The organism is Camelimonas fluminis (assembly GCF_014656355.1).
Classification (GTDB): Bacteria; Pseudomonadota; Alphaproteobacteria; order Rhizobiales; family Beijerinckiaceae; genus Camelimonas; species Camelimonas fluminis.
On sequence record NZ_BNCG01000046.1, the window covers coordinates 1 to 15,595 of the forward strand.

General features: G+C 66.2%; 11 protein-coding genes. 6 read left to right on the top strand and 5 right to left on the bottom strand.

The genetic code is table 11. From position 1 onward, the window contains the following. The 6 genes from IE243_RS20280 to IE243_RS20305 form a co-directional block, all read left to right on the top strand. A partial coding sequence (locus IE243_RS20280) for a UDP-glucose dehydrogenase family protein (RefSeq protein WP_191321149.1) occupies positions 1 to 748 on the top strand: 748 nt, incomplete at its 5' end. A gap of 172 nt (positions 749 to 920) precedes the next feature. Beyond that, positions 921 to 2,246, top strand: a complete 1,326-nt coding sequence (locus IE243_RS20285; RefSeq protein WP_244643280.1) for a nucleotide sugar dehydrogenase — start codon at positions 921 to 923, stop codon at positions 2,244 to 2,246. A gap of 456 nt (positions 2,247 to 2,702) precedes the next feature. Continuing rightward, positions 2,703 to 3,575, top strand: coding sequence for a glucose-1-phosphate thymidylyltransferase RfbA (gene rfbA / locus IE243_RS20290; RefSeq protein WP_191321150.1), 873 nt, complete (start codon positions 2,703 to 2,705; stop codon positions 3,573 to 3,575). Positions 3,576 to 3,735: 160 nt separating this feature from the next. Then, positions 3,736 to 5,022 (top strand): metallophosphoesterase family protein, encoded by a 1,287-nt coding sequence (locus IE243_RS20295; protein WP_191321151.1) that lies wholly within the window; start codon positions 3,736 to 3,738, stop codon positions 5,020 to 5,022. Next, complete coding sequence (locus tag IE243_RS20300; protein WP_191321152.1) at positions 5,022 to 8,516, top strand: AAA family ATPase; 3,495 nt, start codon at positions 5,022 to 5,024, stop codon at positions 8,514 to 8,516. The genes IE243_RS20295 and IE243_RS20300 overlap by 1 nt, the downstream gene beginning before the upstream one ends. A gap of 488 nt (positions 8,517 to 9,004) precedes the next feature. Beyond that, entirely contained in the window at positions 9,005 to 10,228 is a 1,224-nt protein-coding gene (locus IE243_RS20305) for an acyl-CoA dehydrogenase family protein (RefSeq protein WP_191321153.1), read from the top strand. 311 nt (positions 10,229 to 10,539) lie between these two features. Here the strand turns inward: IE243_RS20305 and IE243_RS20310 are convergent, their stop codons facing one another. The 5 genes from IE243_RS20310 to IE243_RS20330 all read right to left on the bottom strand — a co-directional run. Further along, the gene (locus tag IE243_RS20310) at positions 10,540 to 10,740 is read right to left on the bottom strand and encodes a hypothetical protein (RefSeq protein ID WP_210319923.1); all 201 of its coding nucleotides are present in this window, start codon (positions 10,738 to 10,740) and stop codon (positions 10,540 to 10,542) included. Continuing rightward, entirely contained in the window at positions 10,740 to 13,772 is a 3,033-nt protein-coding gene (locus tag IE243_RS20315) for a hypothetical protein (protein WP_191321155.1), read from the bottom strand. The genes IE243_RS20310 and IE243_RS20315 overlap by 1 nt, the downstream gene beginning before the upstream one ends. Positions 13,773 to 13,822: 50 nt before the next feature. After that, positions 13,823 to 14,113, bottom strand: a complete 291-nt coding sequence (locus IE243_RS20320) for a hypothetical protein (RefSeq protein ID WP_191321156.1) — start codon at positions 14,111 to 14,113, stop codon at positions 13,823 to 13,825. Next, positions 14,113 to 15,243: a hypothetical protein gene (locus tag IE243_RS20325; protein WP_191321157.1), complete on the bottom strand. Its 1,131-nt coding sequence runs from the start codon at positions 15,241 to 15,243 to the stop codon at positions 14,113 to 14,115. Before IE243_RS20325 ends, IE243_RS20320 begins: the two co-directional genes overlap by 1 nt. 1 nt (position 15,244) lies before the next feature. Beyond that, the coding region (locus IE243_RS20330) for a hypothetical protein (protein ID WP_191321158.1) at positions 15,245 to 15,595 on the bottom strand (351 nt) is incomplete at its 5' end.

Below are 15,595 nucleotides of genomic sequence, written 5' to 3' on the forward strand. Positions count from 1 at the left end.
GCTGACGAAATACGCCGCCAACGCCTTTCTGGCGATGAAGGTGACCTTCATCAACGAAATGGCTGATCTGTGCGAACAGGTGGGCGCCAATGTGCAGGAAGTGGCGCGGGGCATCGGCCTCGACAAACGCATCGGCGCCAAATTCCTGCACGCCGGCCCAGGCTATGGCGGCTCGTGCTTCCCCAAGGACACCCTGGCCCTGGTCAAGACCGCCCAGGATTACGGCAGCCCGGTGCGGCTGGTGGAGACCACGGTGGCCATCAATGACGCGCGCAAGCGCAACATGGCCGCCCGCGTCATCGCCGCCTGCGGTGGCGACGTCGCCGGCAAGCGCATCGCCATCCTCGGCCTGACCTTCAAACCCAACACCGACGACATGCGCGATGCGCCGTCGATCGTCATCATCAATGAATTGCAGGCCGCCGGCGCCAGCATCGCCGCGTACGATCCGGAAGGCGTTGAGCAGGCGAAACAGGTTCTGCGCGACGTCGACTACGCCGCCGATCCTTACGCCTGCGCCGCCGGCGCCGACGCCCTCGTCATCGTGACGGAATGGGACGCGTTTCGCGCCCTCGACCTCAATGAACTGCGCAGCCGACTGCGTCGTCCGGCCCTGATCGACCTGCGCAATATCTATCCGCCCGAAGACGTGGCCGGGGCGGGTCTGCACTACTGGAGCGTGGGACGGCCCATGGGCGCGCCAGAGGCGGACAGCCCCGTTGCAGAAAGTCCCGTTGCGACGCCGTAAACAGCGGATATACCCGTTCTTCGACCGGCCGGCGTGATGCGCCGCCGGATCTGAAACACGCCTGACCGGCGCCGCGCATCCGGCGCCCGTTTCTGGAGGCTTTCCCGTGCGTCACACGTCAGGCGAAGCGCCATCCGCCGCCGCTGGCCAACCGGCCGGAGACACCGCCACGCTGGCGGCGCAACTGGGCGCGCGGCTCGACAGCCGGGAAGCGGTCATCGCCATCATCGGCATGGGCTATGTGGGTCTGCCGCTTGCCATCGCCGCCGCCGCCGCCGGCTTTCAGGTCACCGGTTTCGATATTGATCCGGCCAAGGTGACGGGCCTCAACGCCGGACAGAGCCACCTCAGCAGCGTGGCCGGAGAGCGCGTCGCCGCCATGGCCGCGAGCGGACGCTTCGTGGCGACCGGAGATCCTGCCCGGCTGGCCGAAGCGGACGCGATCCTCGTCTGCGTGCCGACGCCCCTGTCGCGTTATCGCGAGCCAGACCTGTCGTTCATCGTGGCGACCGGCCGGCAGATCGCCGCGGTGCTGCGGCCAGGCCAGCTTGTCGTGCTGGAGTCCACCACCTGGCCCGGCACCACCAACGAAGTGCTCAGGCCGGAGCTGGAGGCCTCGGGCCTCAGGGCTGGCGCTGATTTTTTCCTTGGCTACTCCCCCGAGCGGGAGGATCCTGGCAACGCCAGCTTCGGCACGTCGACGATTCCACGGGTGACCGGGGCCGACGACGATCTGACGCGCGACCTGCTGCAGCGGCTTTACGGCGCCATCGTCGCCCGCGTCGTGCCGGTGCGCGACGCCCGCACCGCCGAGGCCGTGAAGCTGACGGAGAATATCTTCCGTTCGGTCAACATTGCGCTCGTCAACGAACTGAAGCTGATTTACGAGCGCATGGGCATCGACGTCTGGGAGGTGATCGAGGCGGCGAAATCGAAGCCGTTCGGTTACATGCCGTTCTATCCCGGCCCTGGGCTCGGCGGCCATTGCGTGCCGATTGATCCGTTCTATCTCACCTGGAAAGCGCGCGAATTTGGCGTGCCGACGCGCTTTATCGAGCTGGCTGGCGAGATCAACACCGCCGCCCCGCATCGGGTTATCGAGCGGCTGACAGACGTCCTGAGCGCGCGCCTGCAGCGTAGCCTCAATGGCGCGCGCATCCTGCTGCTCGGCGTGGCTTACAAGAAGAACGTCGACGACACGCGGGAAAGCCCCGCGTTCGTGCTGCTGGAAGAGCTGGAGCGCCGGGGCGCCGAGGTGGCGTTCTACGATCCGTTCGTGCCGGTGATTCCCATGACCCGCGAGCATGCGCCGCTGGCCGGCCGCGCCTCCATCGTCTGGTCGGCGCAGACGCTGGCCGGCTTTGATGCGGCGCTGGTGGCGACCGATCACGATGGCGTCGACTATGAAACCCTGACCGCAAGCGTGCCGGTGGTGATCGATACGCGCAACGCCACCGCCGGCGTCATCGCCAACCGCGACCGTATTGTCCGCGCCTGAACCGCAAGCACCTGTCGGTCCCCCGTTAACCACGCAGATTGTGTGGGAACACACAGCCTGCTTTTTCGCTTTATAGCAGGGTAAACAAATGATTAATGACAGGCGGATGGGTTAGCCGCAGCGCTCCCAGCCAGACCAAACCCAGGCGGAATGCGTGTCATGGCCAAGAATCTGTTGCCTTTTCTGGTTGGCATTGTCGCCCCGCTGGTTGGCGCGCTGTATCTGCTGGCCCACACCTGAGGCAGCAGGCCTGGCCGCTCCGGCGCAGGCATCCGCCACTGACAGTTGCACCAGGCTGTGATGTGCCGGACGGATGCGCTGCAAAATTCACATCCGCGTGATGCCCGCCTTGCTGAACCAGCCGCCGCCTTCCCTGTTGCTTCTACTTGCTAACTGGAAGCGTTTTGCCCATTGTCCAGGCGATCAGGAGCTACACGCATCGGGATTCGGTAATTTATGAAGGGCATCATTCTGGCCGGCGGCTCCGGCACACGCCTGCATCCGCTGACTCTGGTTACCTCCAAACAACTGATGCCGGTTTATGACAAGCCGATGATCTACTATCCGCTCAGCGTGCTGATGCTGGCGGGCATCCGTGAAATCCTCATCATCTCCACGCCGCATGACCTGCCGCAGTTCCAGCGCCTGCTGGGCGACGGCGCGCGTTGGGGCGTTGAGTTCTCCTACGCCGAACAGCCAAGCCCCGACGGGCTGGCGCAGGCCTATATTATTGGCGCGGATTTTGTTCGCGACGACAATTCGGCGCTGATCCTCGGCGACAATATTTTCTACGGCCATGGCCTGACCGATCTGCTGGCCGACGCCCGGGCCCAGCGCGAAGGCGCGACCGTGTTCGCCTATAACGTCATGGATCCGGAACGCTACGGCATCGTTGAGTTCGACAAGGCCGGCCGCGCGCTCAGCATCGAGGAAAAGCCAGAGAAACCGCGATCGCATTGGGCGGTGACCGGCCTGTACTTCTACGATCGCGACGTGGTCGACATCGCCGCCAACCTGAAGCCGTCGCCGCGCGGCGAGCTGGAGATCACCGACGTCAACCGCGCTTATCTCGAGCGCGGCAAGCTCAACGTGCAGCAGATGGGTCGCGGCTTCGCCTGGCTCGACACCGGCACCCATGACAGCCTGGTGGACGCCGCCAACTTCGTCCGCACCCTGGAAAAGCGCCAGGGCCAGCGCATCGCCTGCCCCGAAGAGGTCGCGTTCGAGCAGGGCTTCATCGACGCCGGTCAGCTTGAACGACTGGGACAGGAACTCGGCAAAAGCGGCTATGGCCAGTATCTGGTGCGACGGGCGCACGAGGGACGCTAGGGCGGTTCCCCACAAGGCGGTCGTTGCCTTGCCTCAAGGAAGCGCCCCGGCCTTTGCTCTGGACACCGGGGCCGGCATTTGCTCAACACGACATGACGCGCTGCATCACGCCCTGATGCAGCGCGTTCTGGTTTCCAGGTAGCCCGAGAGGAGACGGGGATTGGCGTTTCGCTTCGTGCATGCCGCCGACATCCATCTGGATTCGCCCCTGCGCACGCTGGCGCTGCGCGACGCCGGGGTCGGCCGGCTGATCGCCGACGCCACCCGTGAAGCGCTGGCGCGCATCGTCGATATTTGCGTTGAGGAGCGGGTCGACGCGCTGATCATCGCCGGCGACCTGTATGACGGCGACCAGACTTCCATGAAAACCGCGCTGTTTCTGGCCGGCCAGATGCGCCGGCTCGAAGAGGCCAGCGTGCGGGTCTACATCATTCGCGGCAATCACGACGCCGCCTCGCGGATTACCCGGGAACTGAGCTTTCCGCCGAATGTCACGCTGTTCGGCGGCCATGCCCAGGCGATCGAGGCGCCGCGACCGGCCGGCGCCACGCCGGTGTTCATCCACGGTCTCAGCTTCGCCCGGCCACATGCGCCGGAATCGCTGCTGCCGAAGTTCAGGCCGCCGGTGGCCGGCGCGATCAATATCGGCGTGATGCACACCAGCCTCGGCGGGGCCGAGGGCCATGACGTCTATGCGCCCTGCTCCATCGCCGATCTGGACGGCAGCGGCTTTGACTATTGGGCCCTCGGCCATCTTCACAAGCGCGCAGTCTACCCAGGCCGTTGCGCCATCGTCATGCCGGGCAACCCGCAGGGGCGCGACATCAATGAAGCGGGGCCCCGCTCGGTCACCCTGGTTTCGATTGACGACGCGCGAACCGTCGCCATGGAAGAGCGCCTGACCAGCATTGCCGAGTTCGCCCGGGCCGAGGTCGATCTCGGCGGCGCGCAGTCGCGGGCGGAGGTGGCGGAGCGGCTGCACAAGAGCCTTGCGACGCTGCGCCAGGGCGTTGGCAGCCAGCATCTGGTGGCGCGGTTGCGGCTGGGCGGCGCAACCGCCATGGCCGGCTGGGCGCGACGCGACGCCGACCGACTGCTTGCCGAAGCGATGGCCGCGGCGCAGCGGCTGGACAACTGCTTCATCGACAGGGTGGAAATCGGCGCTGATCTCCGCGACGTCGCGCCCGTCGCCATGGCCTCCGACGCCGATCCGACCCATGAACTGGAGCGGCTCATCAGCGAGCGGGTGCTGCCATCCGAAGCCTTCGCGGTCGCCGCGCGCACGGCGCTCTCCGATATGGTCGGCCAGTTGCCGCCAGAATTGCGCGACGCCTTCGATCCCGCGAACGACGCGGAGCGCGACGAACTGATCGCAACGCTGGCGCGTGAGGGCGCCGCCGACGCCCTCGCCTGCCTGCAGGCGGACGCTGCGGAACAGGACGCCTGATGCGCATCGAACGGCTCGACCTCACACGCTACGGCAGGTTCACTGACCAGACGCTGGATTTCGGCCCGGCCCGCCCGGGCAAGCCCGACCTGCACATCGTGCTCGGCCCCAACGAAGCTGGCAAAACCACGGCGCTGAACGCCTGGCTCGATCTGCTTTACGGCATGGCGCCGAACACACCCTATGCCTTCCAGCATGGCTATGAGCTGATGCGCGTGGGCGCGCGGCTGGCGCTGGCCGATGGCGTGCGTGACTATGTGCGGGTGAAGCGGGCCAGAAACAGCCTGCTCGACGCCGACGGCAACCCGGTGCCTGACGATGCGCTGGCCGAGGCCATGGGCGGCCTTGGCCGCGCCGCCTACGCCAACATGTTCTCGCTCGACGCCGACGCGCTGGAGGCGGGCGGCAAGGAGGCCATCGCCAGCAAGGGCCAGCTCGGCGAGATGCTGTTTTCCGCCAGCGCCGGGCTTGGCGCGCTCTCTGGGGCGCTTGGCGACCTGCGCGCCCGGGCCGACGCCTTCTGGAAGCCGCGTGGCCGCAATACCGAACTGGGCAGACTGAAGAGCGAACTGGCCGAACTGCGCCAGCAGCGCGACGCGATCGATGTCATCGCCTCGCGCCATGCGACGCTGCGGACCGAACTGGAGCGCTGTCTCGCCAGCTACGAGGCGGCCAGCAGGAATCAGGGGCAGCTGCGGCGCCGGAGCGACGACATTCGCGGCGTGCTGGCGGCCCTGGATCTGGCCCCCCGGCTGGCGGCGCAGCGCGCCAGGCTGGCCGAGCTGCCAGAACATCCCGATGCGCCGGCGGCCTGGGCTGACCGGGTGGGCGAACTGATTGTCGAACAGGCCAGGGTGCAGGAAAGCCTGCGCGCGCAGCGCCAGCGTGAGGAAGAGCTGGCGCAGCGCCTCGCGGCCATCCCGCTGGATGACGCCGGCTTGCGGCTGGGCGCGGAACTGCCGGCGCTCGACGAGCCGCACGCGCAATATGTCTCGGTGTCGCGCAGCCTTCCCAACCGGCGTCATGATCTGGAAACCAGCGCCCTCGACGCGAAGACGCTGCTGCGGCAACTGGAGCGGCCGGCCGATGATGACGCCGCCGCCCTGCTGTTGCCGGGACGCCTGGTTCTCACCTTCCGCGAGCTGATCGACCGCCGGGCAGTAATCGACGCCCAGTTTCAGGACGCCCATCGCGAATACGCCGACGCGCAGGCCGCGCTGGAGCAGGCGGAAGCCAGCCTTGGGGATCTGCCTGAGGTCATGGCGGACACGGCTTTGACCCTGGACGGGGAATGGCTGGCCCGGCTCGCGGTCGCCGCCGACCATGCCCGGCAGTCCGGATTCGACCGGCGTCTGGCGGCGTTGCGGCGCGATGTCGCCGACGCCAGCGCCCGGCTCGACCAGCGCCTGCAACTTCTGGCGCCATGGCGCGGCGACGCCAGGGCGCTTGCGGCCATGGCGACGCCGGCGGCCTCCATGCTGGAGGCGCTGGAGCGCGAACTTGCCGACGCGCTGCGCGCCCGCGACCACCTTGGCCAGACCATCGAGGGCCAGCGGGCCGATCTGGACAAGACGTTGGCCCAGCTGGCCGGCCTGGCGCGGATCACCGGCGCGGTGGACGAAACTGGCGTGACGCAGGCCCGCGCCCGGCGCGAGCAGGCGTGGGCGGCGCACCTGCTGGCTCTGGACGCGGCCAGCGCCGGGGCCTTCGAGGCGGCCATGCGTCACGACGACATGGTGGCCGAAACCCGCCTTACCCGCCAGAAAGAGCTGTTGCAGGCCGTGCAGCTACGGCAGCAGCAGGCGCAGATCGAACAACGCCTGGCGCAACTGGAGACCCGGCTCGTCGCGGCGGAAAGCCGGATCGGTGAATTGCGCCAGCAGACCCGGGGGCTCGCCGGCGCGCTGTCGCCGGAGCTGGCGGCGTTTGATGCGCCGGACGCCCTGGCCGACTGGCTGCAACGGCGCCAGCACGCCCTGGAGACATGGGAGCCGCTGCTGGCGAAGCAGCAGCAACTGGCCGAAACTACGGCGCTGCAGAATGAGGCCATGGCCGAGTTGCACGCCTTGCTCGCCCCAGCCGGCATTGTTGACGGCAGCGATAGCCTGGCCAACCTGGTCGCCGCGGCGGACCGGCTGCGCAGCGCTGCTGACGCCAGCCGGCGCCAGCGCGATGAGCAGCGGCGGACAGCGCGGGAAAGCCAGAACCGCAAACGGGCGCTGGAGCGGGTGGAAGCCGCCGCCGGCGCCTGGTCGGCGGAATGGGCCGAAGCCTGCGCCGCCTGCTGGTTGGGCGCTTTGCGTCCCTTGCCAGCGCCGGCGCAGGTGCGGGCGGCGCTCGATGTATTGCCGCAGCTAGAGGCGACGCTGGCGAAACGCCAGGATCTGGCCAGCCGCGTCGGCAAGATGGAACGGGACCGGCAGCTGTTCGCTGACGCGGTGCTGTCGCTGGCGCGGCGGCATGCGGCGGTCGATGAGACGGCGGACGATGCGGGCGGCGCGCTGGCGCTCTACCAACGCCTGCAGGCCCGGGCGGCGGCGGCGGGCGAGGCGCGACGCCGCCGCCAGGACATCCAGAACGAACAGGCCGAGGTGCGCGAACGCCTGCAACAGCTTGCCCAGCAGGCGGCGCTGCTGGAGGCGGAGGCCACCCGCATCACCGGTCACTTGCGCGTCGAAACGCTGACGGAAGCGCAACGCGCCCTCGCGGCGACGCAGAAGCGCCGTGAGGCGCTGGCGCAGATTGGCGAGCTGGAGCAGCAAATCCTGCAACACACCGGCGCGGCGACCATCGCCGACGCCGATCGCCAGCTGGCGGACGCCGATCGCGGCGCCCTGCAGGCCGACGCCGCCACGCTGGAGGCGGAGATCGACGCCGCTCACGCCCATGTGCTGGAACTGCACGCCGAGCGCCGCCGGCTGGAGAAAGCCATCGCGGACATCGGCTCCGACGCCGCGGCGGCGCAGCTGGAAACCCGCCGCCAGACGGTGCTGCTGGAGATCGACGGGAAGGCCCGCGATTATCTTAAGCTGCGCCTCGGCGTCGCCGCCACCGAGCAGGCGCTGTCGGCCTGGCGCGACAGCCACCGCAGCTCCCTGTTGCGCCGCGCCTCCGAAGCCTTTGGCCAGATGAGTTGCGGCGCCTGGGCGGGCCTCACGGCGCAACCTGGCGCATCAGGCGAGGTGCTGGTCGCCATCGATCGGGAGAACCGGCCGAAAGAGGTCGAGAAGCTGTCAAAAGGCGCCCGGTTCCAGCTCTACCTGGCCCTGCGCATCGCCGCCTTCCACGATTTCGCCGCCGGCCGGACGCCGCCGCCGTTTGTCGCCGACGACGTGATGGAAACCTTCGACGACGCCCGCGCCGCCGCCACGCTTGATTTGTTTGCGGAAATGGCCGGGCGCGCCCAGGTGATCTATCTCACCCATCACCGCCACCTATGCGACATTGCGGCCCAACGCTGCCCCGACGCCATATTACACGAGCTTTCCGCCTGAGAAACGCCCTCGATCCATAAGCAAAACAGCTTGTTTCCGGAAAAATTGCCAATTGGACGGGGTCGCGGAAGCTTGCAATAAATCTGCCCATACAGGGAGAAAACGTCTCAAGGACGGCGGCGACCGGGACCATGCCGCGCGGGAAATGTCGCAACAGAACGACGTTCCCACCCATGGTCCCGGAGCCATCCTCGCGCTTCCCATATCAGAGATGTCGCCATGTCCCCGTCTGTCCCCTGGATCAGACGAACGGACGGCTGCGCCCTTCACCAGGTCTGCGCCGCCGCATCTGCCAGCGCGGCGGGGCGGGCGCCAGAGCGGTTTCCACCGGCGACGTCCACATCGCCGGAAAGCGCGCCCAAAAACGCGCCCCGAAATTTTCGCAGGCGCCCCGCCGGCAGGGTCATCGGCCCGGACGCGGGCGTTCACGTCAGGCAGGCGCGCATGCCGGATCGACCAGATCGCGCGCCGCACAACAGGAGCCCAGCATGGATTTCGAAGCCACCCAGAAGGTCCGCGAACTCAAGGCCAAACTTGAGAAGTTCATGGACGCGCACATCTATCCGAACGAGCATGACCATCATGCCTGGGTGCGCAATCCCGACAACCTCTGGAAGCACTGGCCGAAGCTGGACGAACTGAAGGAAAAGGCGAAGGCCGAAGGCCTGTGGAACCTGTTCCTGCCGCACGAATACGGTGAATACTCCCCCGGCCTCTCCAACCTGGAGTATGCGCCGCTGGCCGAGATCATGGGCCGCGTGCCGTGGTCGTCCGAAGTGTTCAACTGCGCCGCGCCTGACACCGGCAACATGGAGGTGCTGGCCAAGTTTGGCACGAAGGCGCAGAAGGACCAGTGGCTGACGCCGCTGCTGAACGGCGACATCCGTTCGGCCTATCTGATGACCGAGCCGCAGGTCGCCTCCTCCGACGCCACCAATATCGAGACGGAAATCCGCGCCGACGGCGACGATTACGTCATCAACGGCCGCAAGTGGTGGATCTCGGGCATCATGGACCCGCGCTGCAAGCTGCTGTTGCTGATGGGCAAGACCAACCCGGAAAACCCGCGTCACCAGCAGCAGTCGACCGTGATCATTCCGCGCGACACGCCCGGCGTGAACATCGTGCGCACCACCACCGTGTTCGGCAGCCTGCATTCCCCGGGCGGCGAGGCTGAGCTGCGGCTTGAGAACGTGCGCATTCCGAAGTCGAACATCATCATGGGCGAAGGCAAGGGCTTCGAGATCGCCCAGGGCCGCCTTGGTCCGGGCCGCATCCATCACTGCATGCGCTCGATCGGCCAGGCCCAGCGCGCCCTGGAGATCATGGCCAACCGCGTCGACAGCCGCGTCGCTTTCGGCAGGAAGCTGGCCGACCAGAGTTCGATCCGCCAGGACGTCGCCCGCTCCTATTGCGAGATCGAGATGGCCCGCCTGCTGACCCTGAAGGCGGCGGACCACATGGATCGCTACGGCAACAAGGTGGCCAAGGACCTGATCGGCGCCATCAAGATCATCGCGCCGCAGATGGCGCAGACGGTGATCGACCGCGCCATCCAGGCTCACGGCGGCATGGGCGTCAGCGACGACACCCCGCTGGCCTATTTCTTCACGCTGAACCGCTTCCTGCGCATCGCCGACGGTCCGGACGAGGTGCACATGTCGCAGCTCGGCAAGATGAAGATCCAGGAATACGTCAACGCCGGCAAGTAAGACCAAAAGGTGAAGCGCCCATTCATCGCGCTTTGATGAATTCACGGCGTTTTGCGAAGCTTGGGCAACGCATGACCTGCCCTGCAGGGACATGCGCAACGCCGGGCCGCACGTTGCGGGTCGCGGGCGCCCCGGCGTCTTCGCGACCTGTTGTAAAAGCCCTCCGGGGCATGGATGTTTCCGGCTGGCCTCCAGCCGGAAACCGTTCGTTCCAGCGACGGTCTGATGCGGTCCTGACCGACGCGCGCGTCAGCCAGGATTGGGCCAGGTCCGCCGCTGACGGGCATGGCCCGCGCCCCATGGAAGGCGCGTCATGGATTGCCGGGAGGCGGCGGATCGGCCCTGGACTGTCCGCCCACGTCGAATTTCCATAACGCCATTAAGGATTGCTGCGGCCCATACGGGTAGCCGAACACCATTACGTCGAACAGGTCCTTCTGCTGGGTTACGCCAGACCATCGCCAGTAGGTCCCATCCGTTGACGCATCGGCGCTTTTCGCGGCGAAGATCATCACGTCCCGTTGGCCCAGTTGGGTTTCAACTGGACATGGTCGCCCTTCCCCGCATCGGCGACGCCGATGACCAGATGATAGCCATCGTCATTGTTGTCCTTCGAGTTGAAGGTGGTGATCGTGTTCGTCGCGCCCTGAAATACGCCGGACATGCGGTACAGTTGCTCATTGTTGAGCGTGGCGCCGTCCTTCACCGGCGTCAGGGTCCAGCCTGTTCCGGGGTTGATGAAAGTCGCGGGCAGACCACCGACAAAACTTTGCCCGGAGGACGGCGTCGTCGTCAGGCCAAGTTCTGTTTTCTGATTGCCATAGTCTTTACCCTCGTCGTCGGTCGTCGCCACGCGTGAAATCGTGATTGCGGAGCCGGCGATGGTCCCAGGCCCGCTATCCGCCGCCGCGCTGGCGAGCGGCAGCCACCCGCTGCCATCCATATGGGACAGCAAGACAGACGGCTGCGGCAAATTCATGTTGAGATAATATTCGCCGGCTACATTGCCATAACGGTCAACGAGCTTGAACTTCGTTGGCTTCCACGTGCCGGCCGATTGGCCCAGATCGCCAAAGCCGGCGGCGACGGTCATGCCGATTTTCCCGGTGAGGCCAGAAGCCCGCGTCATTGTCTCGACGCCGTCAAGCGTGATGTCCTGCGTCTTCGCCGGCGCGGTTATGCTGACGCCGCGATCCATGGCGTCGTTGTCGTAGTCTTCATCTGAAACAAGATAGTTATTGTCCTGCCAAAAATACGCCCTGGTCTGAAACGCGCCGCGCTTGATGTCGTAAAAAACGCTACCATCCGTGCTGCGGGCGCCGTGATCGTCGTCTGGCCCGAGCATGGACGACGATGGCAGGAATGCGCCGAACAGGTCGCTGCCGAAACGCGAATTCCCGAAAGAGACAGTTGCGCCCCAGCGACGCACACAATTCCCGGCCGCCTCGCTCCCGTTATAAACATGGGGGCCGGCGTCGGTCTCATAAGGCCCCTCCTGCCGGACGACCGACTGCGTCAGATCGTTGAGGGTGTATTCGGCCGTTCCGTGCGAACTGATCATGACGGTGTTTGCGCTGTCAGCTGCGCCTGCGTGCGTGAACGTGCGAATCTGGCCGCCGTCATAGGGATACCCAGGATTCACGACCGCGCCCACGGTCGTCCCTGGCAGGCGTGCGCCCCCCTGGTCATTGAAGACGAGATAATAGTAAATCGTCGCTTTGCCGCCGGCAAAGGTTACCTGCCCGTCGTCCGGCGTCGCCGCGGCGCGGGCGGGGGCCAAACCTGACATTTCCGGGATCTGCTTGTCGAAGCAGTTTGACGTCTGGCCGACCTCGACGAAGCCGAACTGGCCGCGCGCGGGTTTCTCCGTCATGCTGTAAGGGCCGCCCGTGGTAAAATCCACCAGCTGGACGGCGGCCAGCACCTCGTCCGCAGTCGGGTAGTTGTGCTCCGTCAAGACCGTCTCGAAAGCATCCGCGAGGGTGAGGACGACCTGGATGGCGGCCTGGTGCAGGCTATTCTGGTAGATGCTGGCGACCCGGCCGCCGCCGGGCACAAAGTTGACCTCAACCTTGGTCACGCCTGCCCAGGCCGGGCCAAACACCACTTCAGGGGCGATGGAGACGACAGATTCCGCGCCAGCCCCGGGCGTAATCGACAGCGCGACAGTTTCCTTATACCCGTCCTGCAACCACATCTGCGCCGGCGTATGGCCCTTGTCGGCGGAATTGTCGGGGACAAACGCGCCTTCTGGCGGTTGATTGTACATCCCCTTCAGGCCGCCGGCGGCGTTCTCGGGCGGATCGGGCGGGTCAGTCAATGGCTGCATCAACAGCGCATGCGATGGGCCATCCACGGCAAAAACCATGCCGCCATAGCCGTCCCAAGGCTTGTCATCCAGCATATACCGCGCGCTGATCCGCACCCGGTCGGCGAGAGAGGCCGGGCCGCCCAGACCAATCGCGCCGCCACTCTTGACCGTTGCCCACGTGGTTTGTTGCGCATCCTCCGCATACTCAATGGCTGCGACACCAATCGTAAGCTTGTCCGGAACCTTGCTGGTGTAGCGGATCTGGTCTTCCGCCGTTTCCGGATCGGCTCCCACGGCAGGGGGCGCGGTCACGCTGCCATAAACCGGCCCGCTGCTCCATGTGTAGGCGTTCACGGTGACGCTGGCCCTGCCCTCGTCATTGGTCACCACTGTAATCTTGTCGGCCATGTATGTTTCAAAAAACGCGCCCGCGCCTTTGACCTCAAGGTGCACCGTCGCATCGGCAACGCCCGCCTTGCCCGCACCTGTGACGGTAATGGAGATCGTCGCGCCATTTTGCGCCGCGTCGAAGGTCACCTCGCGTGGGCTCAGGTCCAGCGTCAGGCCCGGCGGCGCGGTGAATGCGATGTCATGCGTGGCGGGAGAGGCCCCTGCATATTTGCCCATAGCCGAGGCGCGCACCACGCCAGCCTGAGGCGTTGTATCGACAATGCGCGCGACAGCCTGCCCGGACGTATCCACCGGGACTTCCTTGCTCGTCTGACCGCTGTCATCATCCGCGAAGCGGGCCTCGCTCATGCCCAGCAACTCGAACACATCGGTCACCGGCAGCCCGGCCCGGGTCAGCGTCGACGTGGCGGTGATTTCAGTAAAGCCGTTCGCTGGCGCCGCGTCCCGGTCCACACCGAGATCCACCGACGGCGGCGTCGCCCCCTTGATGAATGTGAAAGACTTCTGGCTGGGGGTTCCAGCCGGAACGGTTGGCGTGAGGCGCACCGTGCCGGAGCCGGCGCTGTCGCTGGTGAAGTATTCCGCGGGAATCTGGCCGGTTTCGTCGGCAACGACATCGCGGGTATTCCGTCCATCGTCGAAAAGCGCGCCGCCGAAAAGCGTGAATGTTCCCTGAGCCAGCGGCACGACGTCGTTGCCTGTCGAGATCGCGCCCGACACGGACATATTGCTTCCGACAATCTGCTCGGCGTTCGCCGGAAGCAGGGTGATGGCGCAGGTCACCGTGTCCGCTGGCGGATCATCTGGTCGTCGGGTCATCATCAATACTCCAATAAAGTAATGGCAATTGAAAAATAATCGCGTCTGGAAATTCAGTTTGAAAATGGCGTCAATTCGAAATGTATATCGAAACTTGCATGGCACTCCCCCTCACGCCCAAGCGTTATGACCGACGTTTCAGCCACGTCATTGGTAATGCTGATGGTGCAGGTGTTGTCGGCGTGGGTGAGGCTGAGGCCGGTGGCGGCATAGCCATTGACCAGCGCCGAGCCACTCGCAGCGACATCGATCTGCATCGCGCCAGGCGGCAACACGACGCTGATCTGGCAAACGTCGCCGGCGCCGGCGCCGGCAATCGCCGTTGCGCGCGAGCCGTAGCTCATCAATCTGCTCTGATCGATATTGTAGAGCCTTTTGAAAACGCTGGCGGCGCTGCCGGCAGCGCCCGCCTCATCCGTGGCCGTGACCGTGCAATGGACATCCGTGGGGGGATCCCCTGCTGATAGATATCGGCGGTCGCAAGGCCGGCGGCGTCGGTGACCAGGGTCAGGCCGCCGCTGTCGCTGCCGGCGAACCTGATGCCCGCGTCAACGGACAGGGCAATGGCGCGAAACGGCGCCGCCGCCACCCAAACCCGGTTGGCCGGCGCCAGCCAGGGCCTGTCCGACGTGCGGAACGGCGCGCCCGACGTGGCGCCAACCAGGATGAAGGGATCCCCGGCCGTCAGCAGCAGCAGGCCTGCACATGAAGCGCCCATTACCGCAGATCCGGCGTCAGCCGGTGCTTCGGGGACGCCATGCGGGCAGGCGGCGTCTTTTGCTGACTGTTGTCCTGGCCGGCTAATGAAATAACGGGCGATGCAGCGGCCGCCGTCGCCGGCCTGCAGCACATCGCCCATTTGCGCGCGCGCTTCTATATGGCCAGCCGCCAGATCCGCCGCCGTCACGGCGCGCGACAACAGCACCCGCGTCATGTCGGGGACCGGAGCCCAGAGATCGGTATACCCGGCCCACGCCACTGTCAGGCTATCCCCCTCCCGCAGGCCGGAGCATGGCGTCAGCACCGTAACGCCGCCGGCCAGGGCGACGGCCTGAAAGCTGGCGAGACCGGCCGGGAAATCCGGGAACTCTGGCGGCGGCAGCCAGATTGTCGACGCGCCGGAGACAATGATCTGCGTTGGCGGCGAGAGCGCGCCATTTCCGGCGGCGTCCATCGCGCCATACCGCACGGCCAGCGGGCCGTTGCTGAAAGCCCAAACCGGAACCAGCAGGGTGATGTCGCCCCCACCCGCATCGCCTGCCGGGGGAACAAACGGCGCCGGCGTCCCGTTCAGGAGCACAACAAAGCTGTCGCTGATCCGGCAGTCGGTATAACGGGGAACGCGCACCTGAACGGCGTCGCCAACGCTGCTCACGTCCAGCGCGCCGTTGCGTGACTGGGGCAGCACAGGACCAGCCAACCCTTCATAGCCCCCCTGCTGGGGCCAGCGGCGCGGCGCGGTCAATGTCGCCATGTCACATCTCCCCGACGGCTGACGGCGCGCGCCGGCGCCCCTCCGCCAGATTCAGCTCCGCCCCTCCCAACTCCGCAACAAAAGGGCAGTTCACGAACAGCACCTCGCCATCGGCGGATTCCGGCAGCGACGCCCGGACGGTGACCGTCTCCGGCAAGGGATCGACCGCCTGGATCGCCGCGCAGCCATCAGCGCCAACCTGCTGTATCTTGCCATCGCCCGTCACGCCGTCGACGCGGATCAGACCGGCCCCCGTGGCCCGGGCGGCGACGAGCCGCATGGCTCCAAGGTCTGTCGTCTGGTCGATCGCGACAAAGATGGTCGCCTGCCGGCCGCCGCCAGCGCCGGCGCC